This is a genomic window from Chryseobacterium sp. Leaf404, assembly GCF_001424145.1.
In the GTDB taxonomy this organism is placed as follows: domain Bacteria; phylum Bacteroidota; class Bacteroidia; order Flavobacteriales; family Weeksellaceae; genus Chryseobacterium.
The window spans coordinates 522,009-540,842 of record NZ_LMQM01000012.1 but is presented as its reverse complement, the minus strand read 5'-3'; the positions used below and the strand labels follow the sequence as shown (position 1 = coordinate 540,842).

Annotated in this window: 19 protein-coding genes; 16 read left to right on the top strand and 3 right to left on the bottom strand. The window is 33.9% G+C overall.

The genetic code is table 11. The annotated features are described in order from the left end of the window. Positions 1-24: 24 nt before the first annotated feature. Positions 25-744 carry a hypothetical protein gene (locus tag ASG31_RS14100; protein WP_056033876.1) on the bottom strand — a complete coding sequence of 240 codons (720 nt, stop codon included), beginning with the start codon at positions 742-744 and terminating at the stop codon, positions 25-27. 524 nt (positions 745-1,268) lie between these two features. Between ASG31_RS14100 and ASG31_RS14095 the strand changes: the two genes are divergently transcribed. The 8 genes from ASG31_RS14095 to ASG31_RS14065 all read left to right on the top strand — a co-directional run bounded on the left by ASG31_RS14095 (position 1,269) and on the right by ASG31_RS14065 (position 7,146). Then, positions 1,269-2,114, top strand: a complete 846-nt coding sequence (locus ASG31_RS14095; protein WP_056033873.1) for a hypothetical protein — start codon at positions 1,269-1,271, stop codon at positions 2,112-2,114. Positions 2,115-2,373: 259 nt separating this feature from the next. Beyond that, positions 2,374-2,736, top strand: coding sequence for a hypothetical protein (locus tag ASG31_RS14090; RefSeq protein ID WP_056033868.1), 363 nt, complete (start codon positions 2,374-2,376; stop codon positions 2,734-2,736). 74 nt (positions 2,737-2,810) lie between these two features. Continuing rightward, complete coding sequence (locus tag ASG31_RS14085) at positions 2,811-3,368, top strand: hypothetical protein (protein WP_056033866.1); 558 nt, start codon at positions 2,811-2,813, stop codon at positions 3,366-3,368. Beyond that, positions 3,365-4,972, top strand: coding sequence for a hypothetical protein (locus ASG31_RS14080; RefSeq protein WP_056033863.1), 1,608 nt, complete (start codon positions 3,365-3,367; stop codon positions 4,970-4,972). Before ASG31_RS14085 ends, ASG31_RS14080 begins: the two co-directional genes overlap by 4 nt. A gap of 302 nt (positions 4,973-5,274) precedes the next feature. Beyond that, entirely contained in the window at positions 5,275-5,598 is a 324-nt protein-coding gene (locus tag ASG31_RS14075) for a hypothetical protein (RefSeq protein WP_056033860.1), read from the top strand. A 34-nt stretch (positions 5,599-5,632) separates the two neighbouring features. Further along, positions 5,633-5,785 (top strand): hypothetical protein, encoded by a 153-nt coding sequence (locus ASG31_RS18605; RefSeq protein ID WP_157844473.1) that lies wholly within the window; start codon positions 5,633-5,635, stop codon positions 5,783-5,785. Positions 5,786-5,893: 108 nt separating this feature from the next. Then, positions 5,894-6,484 (top strand): hypothetical protein, encoded by a 591-nt coding sequence (locus tag ASG31_RS14070; protein WP_056033857.1) that lies wholly within the window; start codon positions 5,894-5,896, stop codon positions 6,482-6,484. 38 nt (positions 6,485-6,522) lie between these two features. After that, complete coding sequence (locus tag ASG31_RS14065; protein ID WP_056033854.1) at positions 6,523-7,146, top strand: hypothetical protein; 624 nt, start codon at positions 6,523-6,525, stop codon at positions 7,144-7,146. Positions 7,147-7,469: 323 nt separating this feature from the next. On the opposite strand, the gene ASG31_RS14060 is transcribed toward ASG31_RS14065, so the two are convergent. Continuing rightward, a complete protein-coding gene (locus tag ASG31_RS14060) occupies positions 7,470-7,826 on the bottom strand; it encodes a winged helix-turn-helix transcriptional regulator (protein WP_056033851.1) in 357 nt (118 codons plus the stop codon). Positions 7,827-7,935: 109 nt separating this feature from the next. Between ASG31_RS14060 and ASG31_RS14055 the strand changes: the two genes are divergently transcribed. Further along, a complete protein-coding gene (locus ASG31_RS14055; RefSeq protein WP_056033847.1) occupies positions 7,936-8,682 on the top strand; it encodes an SDR family oxidoreductase in 747 nt (248 codons plus the stop codon). 64 nt (positions 8,683-8,746) lie between these two features. Here ASG31_RS14055 and ASG31_RS14050 read toward each other — a convergent pair whose 3' ends face one another. Further along, complete coding sequence (locus tag ASG31_RS14050; RefSeq protein WP_056033843.1) at positions 8,747-9,583, bottom strand: S41 family peptidase; 837 nt, start codon at positions 9,581-9,583, stop codon at positions 8,747-8,749. Between the two features lie 356 nt (positions 9,584-9,939). On the opposite strand from ASG31_RS14050, the gene ASG31_RS14045 reads away from it, so the two are divergent. The 7 genes from ASG31_RS14045 to ASG31_RS14015 all read left to right on the top strand — a co-directional run bounded on the left by ASG31_RS14045 (position 9,940) and on the right by ASG31_RS14015 (position 18,566). Continuing rightward, positions 9,940-10,272, top strand: coding sequence for a DMT family transporter (locus ASG31_RS14045; protein WP_056033840.1), 333 nt, complete (start codon positions 9,940-9,942; stop codon positions 10,270-10,272). A gap of 558 nt (positions 10,273-10,830) precedes the next feature. After that, the gene (locus ASG31_RS14040) at positions 10,831-11,514 is read left to right on the top strand and encodes a hypothetical protein (protein WP_241493140.1); all 684 of its coding nucleotides are present in this window, start codon (positions 10,831-10,833) and stop codon (positions 11,512-11,514) included. 86 nt (positions 11,515-11,600) lie between these two features. After that, complete coding sequence (locus ASG31_RS14035; RefSeq protein ID WP_056033839.1) at positions 11,601-12,734, top strand: AAA family ATPase; 1,134 nt, start codon at positions 11,601-11,603, stop codon at positions 12,732-12,734. Continuing rightward, positions 12,707-13,450: a hypothetical protein gene (locus ASG31_RS14030; RefSeq protein ID WP_056033836.1), complete on the top strand. Its 744-nt coding sequence runs from the start codon at positions 12,707-12,709 to the stop codon at positions 13,448-13,450. Before ASG31_RS14035 ends, ASG31_RS14030 begins: the two co-directional genes overlap by 28 nt. Next, a complete protein-coding gene (locus ASG31_RS14025; RefSeq protein ID WP_056033833.1) occupies positions 13,441-15,834 on the top strand; it encodes a hypothetical protein in 2,394 nt (797 codons plus the stop codon). Before ASG31_RS14030 ends, ASG31_RS14025 begins: the two co-directional genes overlap by 10 nt. Next, the gene (locus tag ASG31_RS14020; RefSeq protein WP_056033830.1) at positions 15,824-17,554 is read left to right on the top strand and encodes a hypothetical protein; all 1,731 of its coding nucleotides are present in this window, start codon (positions 15,824-15,826) and stop codon (positions 17,552-17,554) included. The genes ASG31_RS14025 and ASG31_RS14020 overlap by 11 nt, the downstream gene beginning before the upstream one ends. Beyond that, the gene (locus ASG31_RS14015) at positions 17,547-18,566 is read left to right on the top strand and encodes a tetratricopeptide repeat protein (protein WP_056033827.1); all 1,020 of its coding nucleotides are present in this window, start codon (positions 17,547-17,549) and stop codon (positions 18,564-18,566) included. Before ASG31_RS14020 ends, ASG31_RS14015 begins: the two co-directional genes overlap by 8 nt. Positions 18,567-18,834: the final 268 nt, after the last annotated feature.

Genomic DNA, 18,834 nt, shown 5'->3' with positions numbered 1-18,834 from the left:
GCTTTAAAGTATCATCTTGAGGATTTACAATAAGCTTTTTGCCCAAAGATACGTCGAAGCTCCTTTCTGTTCAGTCCTGATATTATTTAGGGGCGAACTGAAACTGATGCTTCCCAACACAAGCACCCATCCGGTTTCTTTTATCGTTTCAAATTCAAAAGACTGCATTGTTGTTTTTTCTGATGCAGAAATCTGAATGGTAAAAGTCGCAATATTTTTCACGGCAATAACAGATGCGTTGAGGTTGGTGCTGATGACACTGATTGTCAGTTCTGCTTTTGTAGCTTTCGCAGGTGCTTTTATTTCTTTTCCCCAGGTAAGTGCAGGAATTTGCATGGTTACTTTACCATCCGCATTTTCCTGAAATTCGGGAAAGAATCTTACGCATTGATCCCAGTTAAAATCTCTGTTGAAATTGTAGCCCATCAGAAACTGCGGGTCTGTGTATTCCAGTTTTATTTTGTTCTTTGCCAGATCAGTTTGCCGGGCTGTACGCCGTAATTGAGTTCTGTGGGAAGGAGCGTATTTTGTACTTGTAATCAGATTAACTTTTGCCATCAATTCTGCCCGAAAAAGTTTGTCCACTGTGCTTACCATCCCAAAAGCAGTATAGGATTTTTTGGTATTGTTGGTTTGTTTGGGATCTTTTCCTTTGGCTTTTGCGTAAGACTGGTCTCCGTTATTGACGAAAATAATATTTCCTATCGCTCCACTGAGGTTTCCGTTTTTGTTGAGTCTTGCCATAGTTGTGTTTTTAAAGTTGTGATAATTTTTTTTACTGTGTTTACCGAACGAAAGGAAATAATTTTTGTAACCTGCTGAAAATGTAAAGCTTTTACTAAAACAGTCCTTTGCGTTTCTTCGATGTTTCTTTAATAAAGATAAATAAAAAATCCATATCAAATCTATATCAACTCCATATTTTTTATGGACTTGCTATGGACTTGTTATGGAGTTACTATGGAGTTGCTCCTTATTTAATTATAGGAATTGTGAATTGAGATAATTAAAGATACAAATGGAAAGTGGGATTTGCAAGAAGGTTTGTTTTTCAGAACAAATTTGTGTTTTTAGTATAGTTTTAAACGGCTATAAATCATATTTTTCCAACACGAGGGATTTTATTAGTTGTATATGATTAAATGCTTTAAAATTTATTTATTTGATTATTAGCGATTTAATAGAAATATAAAAAGTATTGTCGCAACTGTTTATATTTTATTTTGGTGCAATGTGTATATTTGAGTATTAGTGGTAATTCTAAAACTATGTATAATATATTCGACTTTTTTACCGACCCTCAGTTTTTGAGAAACATTATAAGTGCAATAATTGGAACTGGAACAGCTTTATTAATATTTTATTTGACAACAAAAAGAGATAAAAAGAAAGATGATGACAAAAAAGAAGAAGAAATAAATAATAGAATAAGTAATTTCGTTAATCTACTTAATTTATCAAGATCTCATGCTTTAAATACTATACAAAATTTGAGTGAGATGATTAATAATTACAGTAGAAATAATGTTGAATTTCAACTTTTAAGATTTTCTCCAAATAAAAGTTTTGACAGATTGGATGAAAACCTGAAGAACGAAAACTATTTTCAGGCATTTGCAAAAAAATATGGTTCTGATAAAATACCTAATTATAATAGATTGACTTTCATAATTGATTATTTTAATATTCAGCTAAATAATTTATGGGAAATGGTTGAAAAAGCACAAGAATTTGATTATCAAAGAAAAGTAAATTTCAATGATTTAAGTAAGATAGCTATAAACAAAGTTGCCAGACTTACAATTGAAACAAATAATGGTTTAAATGATAATGACATTGAAGTAAAAGGTAGAATTCTTGTTGATTATCATGAAAATATGCAAAATTCAATAACTCATAATTATGTTTACCTAAGAAGGTTTTTAGAAGAAGGCTTAAGAAATCAGATATCAAACTCAAATGTTACTGACTTGATTGAGTTAATTAAAGAAGTTTCTGAATTATATAATGAAATAATCTCTCAAATTGATTATCATAAAGAAAGTCTGACCCAAATTAGAAATGAAATGCATAGTTCATTAGAAACATATAATCAAGAAATTAATGCTTTATGAAAACTACAGACAGCAATGTAATGGTATAATACAAGATTAAATTCAAAATTAAAATGTGTGAAACATTTATTCGCCACTGCTCTTCATATTGTTTTTTTTTAATTTACGAGATGAAAAAGCATTGGTTTCAGGGAGTCTGAATTGAGTAATCATTTAATTAAACCTACACTTTATCAATAGCTTTTTCCGTTATCGGCAATTATATCACGAAACTAAACACCATCACTAAACAATGAGTTACACTTTTAAAAATACTGAAATGAATAATGAAAAAGCATCAGTTTTTGAAACAAAATCATTATTGTATCTAATTGGAAAAAGTAGTAGTAAAAATGAAATTGAATATATCACTTTTGATTGTTTCAATGATGTTAGTGGGATAGATAACAAAGGACAAAATATTTGGGATATACAATCTAAGAATGAAGGAAATCTTAATCCTAAAAAAATTGGACAATATTTTTTTACTCTCTTTGATAATTCACTCTCAAAATTGAATTTTAAAGAGTTCATATTTTTTACTCGTCAACTTAAAGATGATTACAAAATTGCCAGATCTTCAAAGATTTATAAATTTGATAATTTTGAGACAAAAACAAAAGAGAGAGTAAAAAAGGGTTAACTGAAGAGATTCAACGAGTAAAAGGAACAATTAAGGATTACACTTCTGAAATTGAAAAATTCTTACATAATGTTGTGATTGTAGAAGACGATACAACAGAACAAGAATATCTAAAGCTAATAACTAAGTTCAAAAACAAATCTCTAAAAACGGATGACTTTTATTTAACAGTTTTTAAAGAATTAAGAGACATTCAATCTTCTAAAAAGAACTCGTTAATTGAAAATGAAACAATTTCCAACGTTTTAGATGTTATTAATTTCAATCGTCACTTAAAGATTCTTGATATTGACACATTTGTTATTTGCCGTATAATTGGTGTAGAGGTTTTTAAATACAAAAGTATTCCATTTGGATTTTTTGATTATGTTAAAAACCTGACCCGTGATGACACAGAGGACTTAATTCAAGAATGTAACTCTAATCTATCAAGATGTCTGTTCAACAAAACAAGTAATAGAGAATTTTGGAAAGTTTGTGAAACAATTATAGAATATTTAGACACAACTTTTATCGATGATGTTGAACTTATTTATACAACCAAATTCAGTTTATATACTCCCAAATATAATTATCTGAAAGAAATGACTATCAAGTATCTAATCGCTTTAACTATAGAAGGGTTCAAATGATAATAAAAAAAATTGCAATTGGAAATAGTTCAGAAGCTTTCGTTGAAGAAAGGTTTCAGAATAAAACGAACATAATTTTTAGTGATGATAACAATAAGGGAAAAACAATTCTTATGCAAAGTATTGTTTATTCCATCGGATATGATTCTATTTGGCCAGTAGGATTTAACCCAAAAAATTACTACTTCTATTCTAAAATATCAATAAATGATATAGATTACGAGTTTCTTAGACACAATAATTCGATTCTTGTTATTGGAAATAATCAAAATTACATATTTAATAGCATCGCAGAATTTAAATATTTCATTTCAAAAGAGGTAATTCAAATTCCAAATATTCCTAAAGATGGACAATTGAAAATTTCAGATTTAAGTTTATTCTATGAATTATTCTTTTTGGGTCAAGATAGAAGAAACACATCAAACATAATCGTAAAGTCATTTAATAACAAAGCGGACTTTTTAAATATGATATTTTCGCTACAAGGAATTTCGAATATCGTTTTCGATGAGACAGTTAATGCCGAAGAATTAAAAACAAAAAAAGGAGAATTAGAAGAAAAAATAAAAATTGAAAGAAAGAAAATCCAAATTCTTAAAAAGAATCCCAAGATAGCTAACTATGTAAGTAGTTTGGCTAATAATGAAGATTTTGAACGCATTAAGGATAGGTTAAAGGATTTACATAATTCTATTACAGAATTTCGTAAACAACGTAACAGAGAAGAAAATAGAAAGATAAAATTAAATTTTCTTATTAATGAACTAAATTCTTTAAATAGAAGTCTAAAGGAAGGAAAAGTCAAATGCTCTGATTGCGGAAGTTCTAAAATCACGTTTACAAATGATGATTTCGAGTTTGACGTAAGTAATCAATATGTCAGAAATAGTATAATTTCTTCAATCAAAGAAAACATAAAATTAAAAGAAGATGTTGTAAAGGAGTTAGACCACATTATCGAAAGGGAGCAAATTGAAATTAATAAGCTTTTAGAAACGCCTAATCCTGAGTTCAGTAATTATGTTCTATTCGAGTCAGAGATTAGAGATTCAAGAGAAATAGATAATTCAGTTACTGTCTTAAGAAACGAGTTAACAGGAATTGAAAATCAAATAAAAGCAATAAATAACGGTTTTGAACAAAATAGACTCAAACAACAAGAATTATTAGAAAAAATAATCGTTGAAATTACAAGACTGTATAGAATCATTGACCCTGAAGGAACAATGACAATTAATGGACTTTTTACTAAAGCTAACGAGACATTTTCAGGTAGCGAAGAACAAGAATTTTATTTTTGTAAAATCGTTGCACTAAATAATATTTTGAAACACAATTACCCAATTATCATAGATTCTTTTAGAGAAGGAGAGTTATCCACCGCAAAAGAAGAAAAAATGATTGAAGAGTTTGTCAAATTGAACAAACAAGTAATTTTAACATCAACCCTAAAAAGAGAAGAATATTCTGCTGATAAGTATTTGTCGTTTAAAGAAGTAAACACACTTGACTATTCTCGATTAGTAAATAGTAAATTATTACAAGAAGAAAATCTTAATGACTTTTTAAAAATAGTACAGAAATTCCCAATAACAATATAACCGATAGCAAGGGTAGGTGTTGCACAATTCCCATTTTCCGAAATAATCAAAAACAATCAACCACTTTTAAAGCAATTTAAAAGTGGTTGATTGTTTTTAGGATGATTTATTTTTGAATTTTGAGATATTCAATTCAAGCTTTTTGTACTAAAAAGATTTATAATCATAAAGTCTAAATAAACTCAAACTTCATATTTTCAACTTCGGGAGAAATTTGTATTTTAGTTAGAGCTTATATTTTGAAAATGAAAGACTTTCAAAATAAAACATCCATAAGCGAATAATAAAAACTAATACGCAGATTGACAGAAAATTCAGAACATACCCATTTCCCGATCGCATTTATCGATACAGAAATTGAGCCTAAGAGCGGGAAAGTACTTGATATCGGAAGTATCAGAAACAATGGTGCTTCTTTTCATAAAGCTTCGATGGCTGAGTTTATTCAGTTTTTGGATGGGGTAGATTTTGTCTGTGGGCACAATGTTTTTAATCATGACCTCAAATATATTGGCAAAGCACTGAATGTTGCGGGAGTACATTCTGAAAACATCATTAATACACTATATTTTTCGACTCTGCTTTTTCCTACCAAACCGTATCATTGCAGACGGTGGATGCTGTGACAGCAAAGGCAATTCTGTGTTGAAATTCTCAAAGATGTTTGCAACACAGATTGAAAATATGAGAATGAAAAATTATCATCTGAAGAGTGTCAAAGTAAACTTTATTGTGTACTGGCGAAAGGAAAATGCAGAACAGGAAATAAAAATTATTTTATCTGAACTTTATTTTGAGAGAGTTATTGAGTAATTGTTTTATTCCATTCATCCACTAATTAATTGAATTAAAAGAGTTAACACTAGCATTTCTTATTAAAGAATTTAGTAAATTAGATTTTTATAAAAAACTAATTTTACTATGATGAAAATACTAACATTTGTAATGTTAATTACCCTTGGATTTCCTATTCAAGCTCAACAAATTCAAAATTCTTCTGAGCATTTAAGTTTTAAGGGCGTTCCTATAGATGGCACACTCAGTCAATATGTTGCGAAAATGAAAAAAGCTGGTTTTGTACTTACAGGTACAGATAAAGGAATTGCAATGATGAAAGGCGAGTTTGCAGGCTATAAAGATTGCATGATTGGTATTTCTACTTTGCAACAACAAGATCTTGTTAATAAAATTGTAGTGGTTTTTAGTGAGAGAAATGATTGGTCATCTTTGTCGAATAATTATTTTTCTTTAAAAAACTTACTAACTGAGAAATATGGAACACCAGAGTATAGTATTGAAAAATTTCAATCTTATGAGCCAAAGAGCGACGGCGCAAAAATGACTTCTGTTCAGCTTGGAGAATGTGAATATAATTCGGTTTTTGATACCGATAAAGGAAGTATTGAACTTTCTATAAAAAATAATAGTGTTACCAGTTGCTATGTTGCCTTAGCATATTTTGACAGAATAAATAGCGATGTCATGAAATCCACTGCTTTGGATGACTTGTGATTTGAATTATTTTTTTAACCTTAAACCAATTAGGAACGATGGACAATACATTAACTCAAGAGATCATTAAAATTTTTATTGATAAAGGAATTATGGCAATTCTTATTCTATTTATTGCATTTAGGTTCAATAAAATGATTGAAAAAATTAAAACTTCTAATACTGAGGTCTTGGATTTGAAAAGACAGAAAAGTATATTAGAGAACGATTTATTGAAAGATAAAAGATTTAGGAAATTAAGTTTTTTGGAAAGACAGCTATCCGAATTCTATTGGCCAATTTATATAAGACTTCAAAAAGACACCATTTTATTTGAAAAAATACCTAATTTTTTTAGTGATCATAATACATTACCTATTGAAACAAATGATTACTTAGAAAACGAAGTGATTTTAAAAAATCACAACGAAATTGTAGAAATAATTGAATCAAAATTTCATCTAGCTGAAGCAGACGAAATATTGTCGAATGAATTTTTGAAATATATTAAGCACGTTACAACTTACCAGGCTATAAGAAAAATTTCACATTTTAATCATCGAAATCCCATTGATTTTAATGAACCATATCCACCAAATTTTAATGATATTTTCGCCGAGAATCTTAAAAAAATACAGACCAAATATAATAATTTAGTAGAAGAAATTAAGGGAGATGTTTAAATTTATAATAAGCTATTGTTTTGGATTTTTCTTTATCGACCTAGGAAACGGAAGCGTTAAGAAATTTTGAAGAATTTCCGTTAAGAAATCTCCATTGTCTGAGTGGCGGCAAAAATATTTATTCGATGAAAGAAAAATATTCCCGCCCGAAACCTTTAGGTTCGACGACTGAAAGGAGTCAATTTCGGAGATTTTAGGATATTCTTCAAAATTTTAGCTGAGTTTGACTACGTCGAATCATGGATTTCCAAGTCTTGAATTTTTGGTTCTTTTGTTTGATTGCGTCGAATCTGCGATTTCAAGACAAAAGAACAAGAAATATCTTACCCTTCCACAATTTTCTTACGGTGCTGTACACCCCAGTCTTTCAGATTATTGATGATGGTTTTTAGAGTATTTCCATGATCAGTCAGAGTGTATTCTACCGTTACGGGCTGTGTATTCAATACATTTCTGTGGATGAGTTTGTTGAATTCAAGTTCCTTCAGTTCTTTGCTGAGCATTCTGTTGGAAATTCCGTCTATATCATTCAGAATATCTGAAAACCGTCTCTTGTTGTAATAGCAGATAGAAGAGATAACGGCAATCTTCCATTTGCCGTGAAGAACGTCCATAGAATCCTGTACTGCACGCATTTCTTTTTTATACTCCTGCTGAAAATCTTTTGCCTGACACTCCATATTGTTACTTTGTTACACCGTTGTTATTGTTATTTTTCGGTACAAAGTTACTAAAAGTAACTGAATCGTTTTACATTTGCTCTGTAAAACAACAATAAAAAATTACAAAATGAATTTTACAGACAAAAATGTAGTCATTACCGGCGGAAGTACCGGAATAGGATTTGCAACTGCCAAAGCTTTTATTGAAGCGGGAGCCAGCGTTTTGATTACAGGAAGAAACGCCGACAATCTGAAAAAAGCGGAAGAAAGAATCAATAATCCAAAACTGAAAACTTTAGTTTCAGACACTTCAAATTTGGCTGGAATTGCTGTACTCGAAAACCATGTTGCAGTAAGCGGAAACAAAGTAGATGTTCTTTTTCTGAATGCAGGAACAGCCGTTTTTACACCGATTGAACAGACCACTGAGGAAGATTTTGATCATCAGTTCAATACGAATGTGAAAGGATATTATTTTACTTTACAAAAAATGATTCCGCATTTTACGGAAGGTTCTTCTGTAGTTTTTAATTCATCAACAGTTGCTACAACGGCGCAGATGTACGGAAGCGTCTATTCAGCAACCAAAGGAGCGGTAAATAAAATTGCCCAGATTGCAGCCAATGAGCTGGCAGATAGAAAAATCAGAGTGAATATTGTGAGTCCGGGACCTACAAAAACAGAAGGTTTTGATAAAGCTGTTCCAAGTCTGGACATGCAAAATGAATTTGCCAAATCTGTCGCATTGGGAAGAATGGGTGATCCTTTAGAGATTGCCAAAGCTGTACTTTTCTTAGCTTCAGATCAGGCAAGCTTCATTACAGGAACCGAATTGCTGGTTGATGGCGGTGCGATAGGTTATCTCTTGAAATAGCAGTTTTTTAAATTTAAAATAGACAACCGCAAAGTGTGATGCTTTGCGGTTGTCTGTTTTAAGATTATTTTATCATGAGCCATTTTTCGGCTTCTTCTATTACTTCATCTTCGGACGTAGTTTTTAGGTTTTCCACGTAAACATCAGGTCTAATTCTGTCTGTATACACTTTTCCCGTTCTGTCGGCTGAGGTATTGGTCGCCAGATTGAAATTCGCTCCGTTGGAAAGCGTGAAAGTTCCGTTGGCGGTAATATATCCCATCGAATCTTTCCCGAAAGTCCTTACATTCGGCAGTCCAATCAAAGAAATGGCGGTCATTTCTCCGCTGCTAGCAGTATATTCATTGATGAGAACAGCAATTTTCAAGTTCGGATTTTTAATTTTATAATCACTGATTTTTGCTTTGCTCCCAACCATTCTTCCGTTTCTGGTAAGCCATGGAGATTTATAACTCGGAGCAACAAAATATCCAACGATACCGTCTTCAGTAAGGGCGTTCAGACCTGCTACCATTGGCCACATATTGCCGCCCATATTATTACGAAGATCTACCACCCAACCTGTAATTGTATTTTCACTATCCAGCCTTTTGATTTCAGAACGGACCATTTCTGCGAAGGCAAGATCTTTCTGGTTGTCATAATTGCTGCAGGCAGGAACTTTTATCATGGCAATCCTATTCCCGAGATATTTTCCTTCCGGCTTAAGAATCATGGGCTGCTGACTTTTTTCCTCCATTATACTTTTTGTTATAAAAAAAGAATGGTTATCGCCAGCGGCTTTAAGCTGATCCAAATAATAGTCAAACAGAATTTTCTGACTTACCGAATCATTTTCAGTTAACGGAAGTTTAGACAGTTCTGTATCTATTTTTTTCCAGTCCAGAGAATCGGAATACAAAGCCTTCTTTTTAATCAGATTGTAAATTTCTGTCTGCAGTTTAAGTGTTTTTTGCTTGCCCCTGACGAATTCTGCTGTCCGAACATAATTGCTGTAATAAGGAATGAAATTAATAATAACGTTCTGAACATGTAAGTTGAGTTTTATATTAAATTGAATTTTAGCACCGCAAAACTATTAAATAAAACACTTTTCGGTGTAATAAAGTTTGTTAAATAAATTTCACAGAAAATTATCTTGTTCAACCTGACGTTTTAAGGGTATTTAATTTTTTATAGAATTTCTTTTTTGGTAATTTTGAAGGATATCATTGAGAAGAAAACAACATCTTTGAATTAATTTTAAATTCCAAACTCTTGAAAAATTATCTATTCCTCGCCGCCGCCATTCTTTGTGAAACCATCGGAACGTCTTTCCTGAAAAAGACCGAACAGTTCACAAAGCCTTTGCCAACCATCATATTTGTAGTCGCAATGACGGCCTCATTTTATCTACTGACATTTGCTTTAAAAGGAATTCCGATTGGCATTGCGTACGCCATTTGGTCTGCTGTAGGAATTGTTTTGATTTCCTTAGTAGGATATTTTGTGTATAAACAAACTTTAGATTTACCTGCCATTCTTGGGATAGGCCTTATCGTTGCGGGTGTAGTGATCATCAACCTTTTCTCAAAATCCGGAGCGCATTAGAGATTAGGCTAAGGTTAAGGTTAAGGTTAAGGTTAAGGTTGAAAATCAGCATGCTAAATTAGAAAATGTGCCGCCACCTTAATAAATATCTTCAGATATTTCCTTAAAAAAACTTAACAACTCAAGTTACTTAATGGTTCAGAGGATTAGTACACAGGACAGAAAATCAAAGATTTTCAAAACTTATGTGATCTAAAAATATACGCAGACAATTAAAACTAAAACTATGTGACTCATGTGTCAAAACAATGACATCTTTCATTTTGTTCTCAAAATCCAGAGCGCATTGAATTCTTCATGAAATAAAGCACATAAGTCACATTAGTTTTTAATTTATTATATTGAAAACATTCAGAACACATCAGAGAAAATCAAAGATTTTTAAAACTTATGTGATCTAAAAATATACGCAGACAATTAAAACTAAAACTATGTGACTCATGTGTCAAAACAATTACATCTTTCATCTTTTTTTTTAGACCAATTTTTATTAAAAATTATTTTAGTTTTCTGTAAATCAATATTTCTTCATCTCAGAAATATCATTATTTTTGTTTAATGATGGAAAATAAATCCCCTTTCTTAGATACGCTCTTTCTGCTCCGAAAAGAAGGCACCATGACCATTTTTGCCGACATTCAGGAAATTTCCAAAAAGGAAGAAGAGGATGCTGCCACATATTTTGAATCTGAATTTGAAAAAGAAAGACTGAATTTTTTATCAGATAAAATTCCCTTCAGTAAAGAAGCTGCACTTTGGGCTGGAAAAGTTTTGTATCATAGTGCCCAGCTGTACTTAATCAGAAAAGACACGGCGAAGGATGTACAGAAATTATTACCACCTTTTCACGGCTTGAAAGATGTTTCAGCGGTTCTGTCGGCAGACTTATCATTAAGATTTTTACCGCAAATCAGGGATGCACTTCATGTGGCAGACGCTGCAGATCCGGTGGTGAAAATACTAGATGAAATTTTAGTACAGTTTCATTATTCAGCCATCGGTTCAGATGTATATCCTGAAAAGATAAGCTTTGAGGAAGGCTTAAAAGATCAAACCTACAGAAAATTATATCTCGAAAGAATTTTGGAAAATAAGGCTTACAAACTGGCAGAAATTCCCTATATCAATCAACTTTTGATGGCAGAATTTGGGATGTACAAAGATGTTTTCTGGAGAGATTTGCAAATCATTAATTCAGAACCTATAAAGCCACAAAGTGGCGAAATCAGCAGCACAGGGTAAAGCCTTGTGACAGATTTTGACCTAAAATAAAAAATCCCTGAAAGGGTAAAATCAATATTCCATTATTTTAAACAGAATATTAAACAATGACTCAAAATATAGAAAAACTAAACAAAGTTTTAGCCTTCGTCAAAGACACCTTCGTCGGCAAAAACGATGTCGTAGATCTCCTCGGAATCTGCCTTTTGGCAAGGGAAAATGCATTTTTGTACGGTCCTCCGGGAACTGCAAAATCAGCAATTGTAAGAACTTTAGCCAAAACAGTAACCGACGGTAAAAACTTCGAATATCTTTTAACCCGTTTCACAGAACCTAACGAGATTTTCGGTCCTTTCGATATCAGAAAACTGAAAGAGGGCGAGCTGTTTACCAATACCGACGGGATGATGCCCGAAGCGTCAATGGTTTTTCTGGATGAGATTTTCAATGCCAATTCTGCGATTCTGAATTCACTTCTGATGGCTTTAAATGAGAAGATTTTCAAAAGAGGAAAGGAAACCAGAAATCTCCCTGCATTAATGTTTGTGGGCGCAAGCAACGTTCTTCCGGAAGATGAGGCTTTAAATGCATTATTCGACCGTTTTCTTATCAGAATCAATGTAGATTATGTCAATCCTGATCTCCTTCAACAGGTGCTTTTGGCGGGTAGAAGACTGGAAAATATTTTAGAAAGCGAAAGTCCGGAAATTCTTGCCCATGAAATCAAAGAACTTCAGCAGCTTTGTAAAACTGTTGATTTAAAACCGATCTATGAAGTTTATTTAAATACCATCATCAATCTCCGGAATACAGGAATCGCCATTTCCGACCGTCGTGCTGTAAAACTCCAGAATCTGATTGCTGCGAGTGCTTTGATTTGCGGAAGAAATGAAGCAATTCTTTCAGATTTATGGGTGCTGAAACATATTTGGGACACCGAAGAACAGATTGAAATTCTGGAAGGAATTATCAACCGAACTATTGAGAAAGATGATAATCCAAAATCCCATCCGCAGGCTTTGCAAAACAAGGCTCCGAATCCGGAAGAGGTGATGAAAGATGTAAAAATCTTAATCGACCAATGGCAAAACGGAAATTTAACTTTTGAGGAGCAGAATGTGATCAAAGACAAACTGAGATACCTGCAAACACGCTGCGACTGGATCAGAAATCCTGAGCAGAAACTATACATCCAACAGGAAATAGAAAGCTTATGGCAAAAGATCCTTCAGGCAGTTTAAAAGAATTCTGGGCAGAACTTCCTAAAGCTGATGAAGATTTTTTAGGCTCCATCCGCGACTGGAAAAATATTCACATCGCCACAGATGGGGAAGTGATCTGGCTGAAAGGTTTCACCGACGAACAGGCTGTTTCGCCCGAAATTCAGCAGGTGCCCAACTTTATTTTATACGAATTAAGAAACGGACTTTTATTTAGAATTAATGCCCTGGTTCCCACAAAAAAAATGCGAACGGCTTTGCTGTGGACTGTCATTGACAAAGCTTTAAAACTCACTTTTCCCATCTCAAATAATAATTTCTTTGGAATAGACGAAAAAGTAGAGGTGAGATTAAAACCAAGCGAATACGAGCAGCCTGCAACCGCTATACTGTGTCCAATTTCTGAAATAAGAGAAATGATTATCACATTTCCAAAATTTAAACTGGAAAAATTAGATTGGATTGTCATCAACGATAAAGCATTATTTTTAGGAAGTCCGATGTTGAGCCTGAGAGGAAAAACGTATTGGTCAAAAGACAATCATCTTTTACCGACAGGTTTTGATTTTGAATTTAAAAATATGAGTTCATTACTTCAAAGAAAATATAACTCAAATCAGGAACAATGGCTTTTGTGGAACGAAGATGGAAATGTTTTGTATCTTAATAAAAAAGATTTCCGGAAACTTTCTGTAAGCTCATTCCGTCTCACTGAAAAATCAAAGGAATGGATGTAAAAGAATATTTTCAGTCCTACAAAGATTATTTCTGGGAATGGCAGACAGATAGCGATATTCAGGATGATTCGAAGACCATAACGAGTCACAACATCGTTTATTTTCCAGCGGCTGCCTCGGTTGTAGGATACCGTGTTTACATTATTGAAATTCTGAAAGAACTACAGTTGCAGGGATGGCCGCCGTTTGGAGCATTGCTTATGGTTTTGTACGCCACTCAGGATGGCTACAAACACTTGAGAACTTTGGTCGACGACCTGAAAAGACACATATCAAGAGAGGAAGTCGAGGCATCTTATAATGAAGCTGTTTTTTTACTCAAAAAACTGGAGATTTTAGACCGTAAATATAAAACCGGACGAAACAGAGTCTTTCTGATTCAGGCTTTATTTGCCGGAAACAAGATGAGCCTCACTTTCTCAAAATCAAAAGAATTGTGTGATAATTATGTTTCCCGACCCGACATTATTGAGAGGTCTGCCAACGTCCTGGAACTTACCAGTAAAGTATTCAGAAAGGATATTAATGCACTTGCTGAAATAAATAAAAAGTTTCCGACCACAGAATCTATTGAAAAAGCTTTGCAGGGAGTTATTGAAATTCCCGAGCTGGAAGACGAAGTTGTAGAAGAAGAAACCACTGTAGAAACCGATAAAGATTTTATTCAGCAACTCGTCGAAGAACCGAAAACTTTTCAGGTGGGAAGTTTAATTAAAAGAATATGGAGCGGACTGAAAATTCCGATGAGACATCTTTCTCCCGGCGAACAGCCGATTGGCGGGGTTTCGGATATGACCAACAAAGGAGATTTCAGCAGAATGCTTCTGTCTGAATTTGCCAATGAAGATGAGGTTTTCATGAACCGTGTCGCCAACAACGAAGCTTTATACATTCAGAGAGAAATTCCGCCTGAAGAAAATATTTTTGAACGAATAATTCTCATCGATACTTCGCTCAAAAACTGGGGAACACCAAAAGTTTTGGCGTTTGCATCGGCGATTGCGGTCATCAAGCATCCAAAAGCACATTCTGAATGTAAAGTTTTTGCGTTGGGACAATCTACGATTCTCATCAATCTTGATAAAGTGGATGAGGTGATGGAAAATCTGAATCATGTGAGTTCGGTTTTGGAGGTTTCACAGGCTTTGCAGAAGTTTTTTAATGAAGAACATACAGAGAAAAATCTGGAAGTTTTTTTTATCACCCATCAGGAAAATTTAAATCATCCCAATCTTCAGAAAGTCATCCATGAAAACAGGGATCAGCTGAAATTTCTCGTAACGACTTCTGCGGACGGTGAACTCAATTTTTACAAGCATCACAAGGGAACCAGAAAGCACGTTCAGAAAATGATGCTTCCTTTAAATGAATTATGGGCAAATCCGCCTAAAAACAGGCAGAAGGCACAAAATGTAAATTCAGGCAACGGTAAAAAAGCAGATGTTCCTCTGAACTATCCGATTCTGTTTCCCGTTCCGCTGACTAAAATTGCCAATTTTCTGCACGAAGGAGATTTCTTTATTTTAAGCTCAAAAAAACAACTTTTGAAGACGTATCTTTCTGATAATTATTACAATAAAAATTATTACGAATATTACAATATCCACAGAGGTTGTGAAGTTTTAATCGAAAATATATCTGTAAAGCCGAAAGGGCAGTTTGCGCTGGCAAGAAACAAAGCTCAGCAATATATTCTCGCTCAGTATCTGCCGGAAAAAAGATTTCTGTCTAAACTAAATTTAAATACCAAAGAATATTCTGAACTCAATCTCAGTGGAAAAAATATTCCACACAGCTTTGAACTGAATTATTTTAATAAGAAATTTTACCTTCGGGATAATGAAGCTCCTCAGATTTTTGAATTCAGTCCGGACGGAACTTTGGATGTTGAAACCGTAGACAATAATATTGAAATTACAAAAAGCAATATAAAAATAGAAGCAGAACTGAAAAAGCTCAATCGTTCAGGAATAAAAATTCTGAGTAATTTTACAAATATCTGTATCAATGCTGAAGAAAATCTGGTAATTTCTCACAATGAAATCAATAAACTGTATGATAATTCTCTTACGATGTACAGAAACAGGCATCCACTGAAGATTTTTACACAGCAGAACAAAAACAGATTTACTTTTTCAGACGGCAGCGAGGTGATCACAGATTCGAGAGGAATGCTCTCTTTCAGAAGCAGTAACAAAAATATTCCGGAATTTTATATTCCCTCATCTGACAACGGTTTTCTGGCGATGGCAACAGAAAAAGATTTCGGAGGTTCAGAATATTATTTGCCTAAAAACAGCCTTCTCAGAGTGAGAAAAATGGAAGAAATGTACGATGAATATCTGCAACCCTTTATAGAACAAATCTGGGAGCATGGAACTTAGAATACAGCCTTTTCCGAAAAATACTTATCCCAAAAAAGGACTTTTAATTAAAGCTTCCTCACCTTTGATGTGGCTTCAGGAAATGGAAATTCTGGGGATTGATTTGAATGAAGTTCAGTCCTATCCAGTTCCTTCCAGCGAGCTCAATATTTTATACGGATGTTTTCTTATTTTTAAACACCACGCGCCTGCGGAAATTGGTAAAAATGCTTATTTTCAAAATGTTGATGACAAGCTTTTTATTCCCGAAAACACTGTTTTTTATCCCAAAATAAATCCTGAAGACTGGAAAAATATTGTTGCGGATTACATTGTGATGCACCCTGATTTTGGCTTGGTGAAATTAAATTTGGAAATTGATTGGCTTGCAGTCATTCAGAATCCTGAAATCAGTTTAGACAACGTAAAAAAACCGTCCAATGGTGTGGAAAATCCTTCTGAAATCAAAAGTTTCATGGTGGAAATGGATGATGAAAAAGTGTTGGAAGCCCTCCAAAAACCGCAAACTGAAGAAGAGTGGATGAAAAATCTTCCTTTTGACATGAAAAAAGTAATGGCGGGGAATAAAAAAGAAATTGAAAAATACCTGAAATACATAGAAAAGCATCCCGAAAGAGCTGTAGAATTGGGTGTTCCGCTTGATATTATGGGAACTTCGAGAGGCGACGGTTTCAGCCAGTATAAATTTACAAGCTGGTTTGACAAAATTTTCGGAGGCAGATCATCTTCAGGAGCAGACGGTTCGTCAAAAGGCAGTAGTTCAGGGAATTACAGGTGGATTTTTTATGTAGTTCTGATTGTTTTCGGGATTGCAAGAATATTTTTCTTCCTGGAAAAAGAAAGTTCGTCTGAAATATCTGAAAATGTACACGCCAGCGACGCTTCAATAATGGAAGGCGCACCAACGCCTCCGCCTCCTGCGATTGCTTATCAGTCTGGCGTGACAGATATCGATATGAAAATTGATTCGATGTTTGGAGACAAAAGAAATCAGCTCAGAAAAGAAAACAGTGATGCAATGATGATTCTGATGAGTTCTAAACGTGAAAAAAGGTATGAGGAATATGTGAAAAACGGCGGGCGGCCAGTCGAAAAAATTCAGATGGAATATCTGGCGATACAGAAAAGAATAAAAACGGCAGAAGACTCGCTGAGAAATGTTTACAAAGGTAAAATAGATAAATTTCTGGTGGAAAATGAAACGGTTTTAACTGGAAAAATTACAGATTCTTTGAGAGATGCAGGTTCTTCAAAGGTTTATGACAAAGTTTTTATTGCAGAAATTGTTGAGAGACAGCAGGCTCCGGTGCGTGATTCTCTCTCTTACCGATACGGAACAAAAGAATATGTGCCACGAGCTTATGCTATTCCGGAGGAGCCGTCTTCCATCCAGACTATGGAGCCGCTTTCTTTGCCTAAAAAATCTGTTTCATTTACAGAAATTATCGGACTTATTTTACTGATAACTGCTGTTATTTTCGGGTATTTATTTTTTGTACAGAGAAAACCGCTTGATACGGGAGGTGAAAATGTTCCCACCGGAGTAAAAATCTTTCTCATGACCGTTCTGCTGGCTTTGCTGGTGTATATTTTCTATCCCATCATTGCGATGTTTGGCTACAACTGGTTTGTGTGGTTGCTCATCATCTTCGTTGTGCTGCTTCTTTACAGGCTTTTCAGGGAAGATAAAACCATTCTAAAATCTGATGACGATGAATAAGCAGAAGTTTACAGAAAAATTTTTCATGGCAGTTTTAATTTTGGCTGTCATCAAAATTGTAGCAATTTTTTCAGAACTTTTTCAGAAAACATTCTGGAGCGTCATCGGAAATCTGGCCATTTTTGTTGTGGTTGCCATTATTATTTTACTGATCATCACCGGTCTCAAAGACAAGGAAAAATCAGGAGATGCGTCAGGAAGAGGAAGAAGCGGTGGCGGAAATTTCTATCTTGAAGATTCACTTTTCGACAGAATCAGAAATAAATATGAAGAATTAGCCGAAAAATATATTTCCGAAAAAGACTACACGAGAGCTGCGAAAGTCTACATGAATTTGCTTCAGGACAATTACCGCGGAGCCCAGACTCTGGAAGATGGCGGCCTGTACAACGAGGCTGCCGTAGTTTATCTGAAAAAGTTAAAAAATACATCAGAAGCCGCATCCTGTTTTGAAAAAGCAAAGCAATATCAAAAATCTATTGACCTGTACAAAGAGCTCGGGCAGAAAGAGAAAGTGGGAGATTTGTACAAGCAAATTAATGATACGAAATCTGCCGATTCTTATTATCAAATGGTCGTTGATGATTATGTAGGAAACAGTCAGATGGTAAAAGCTTCATTAATTCAGAGAAAGAAAATGGATAATCCTGAGGCAGCACAGAAAATTTTGCTGCAGGGTTGGGAAGAAAACAAGGATGCTTTCAACTGTCTTAATAATTATTTTGTTAATATCTACGACACAGAAGTTCTGAATCAGAAAATTCAAAATCTGTATGAACATACGCCTTCTGATAAGAAACTCATCTATCTTGAAGCCATGAAACATGAGTTTACAAAAGACCCAAAACTTCAGGAAACCACCCGAAATATTGCCTACGAAATTATCGCCGAAAAAGTGGAAACCAATACTTCAATTATCAACGAACTGAAACATTTCAATCCGCAGGATGAGGTGATTTTAAAAGATATTTCGAGGTATAGAACGGGGAGGAATAAGATGTTTAGAAAATGATTTGTATATTTTGATAGTCTAATGATAATTGAGCAGGATTTTACCGATTTACTGCTTAAAATTGGCTGTTCAAACTTTTACAATTATCAACAATAAGAGAAAATCATTTATCTTTGCCACAGTAAAATTATGACAATTCAAAGAGCACATATCAGTTTAAATCTATGCGACAGCCCCTCAATAAAGGGATTGTCTGGATGTGAACACGTGATGTGGAATGAGGCGAAATGTGCTGGCTTTGAAAATAATTTACTGTAAACCTGTAAAA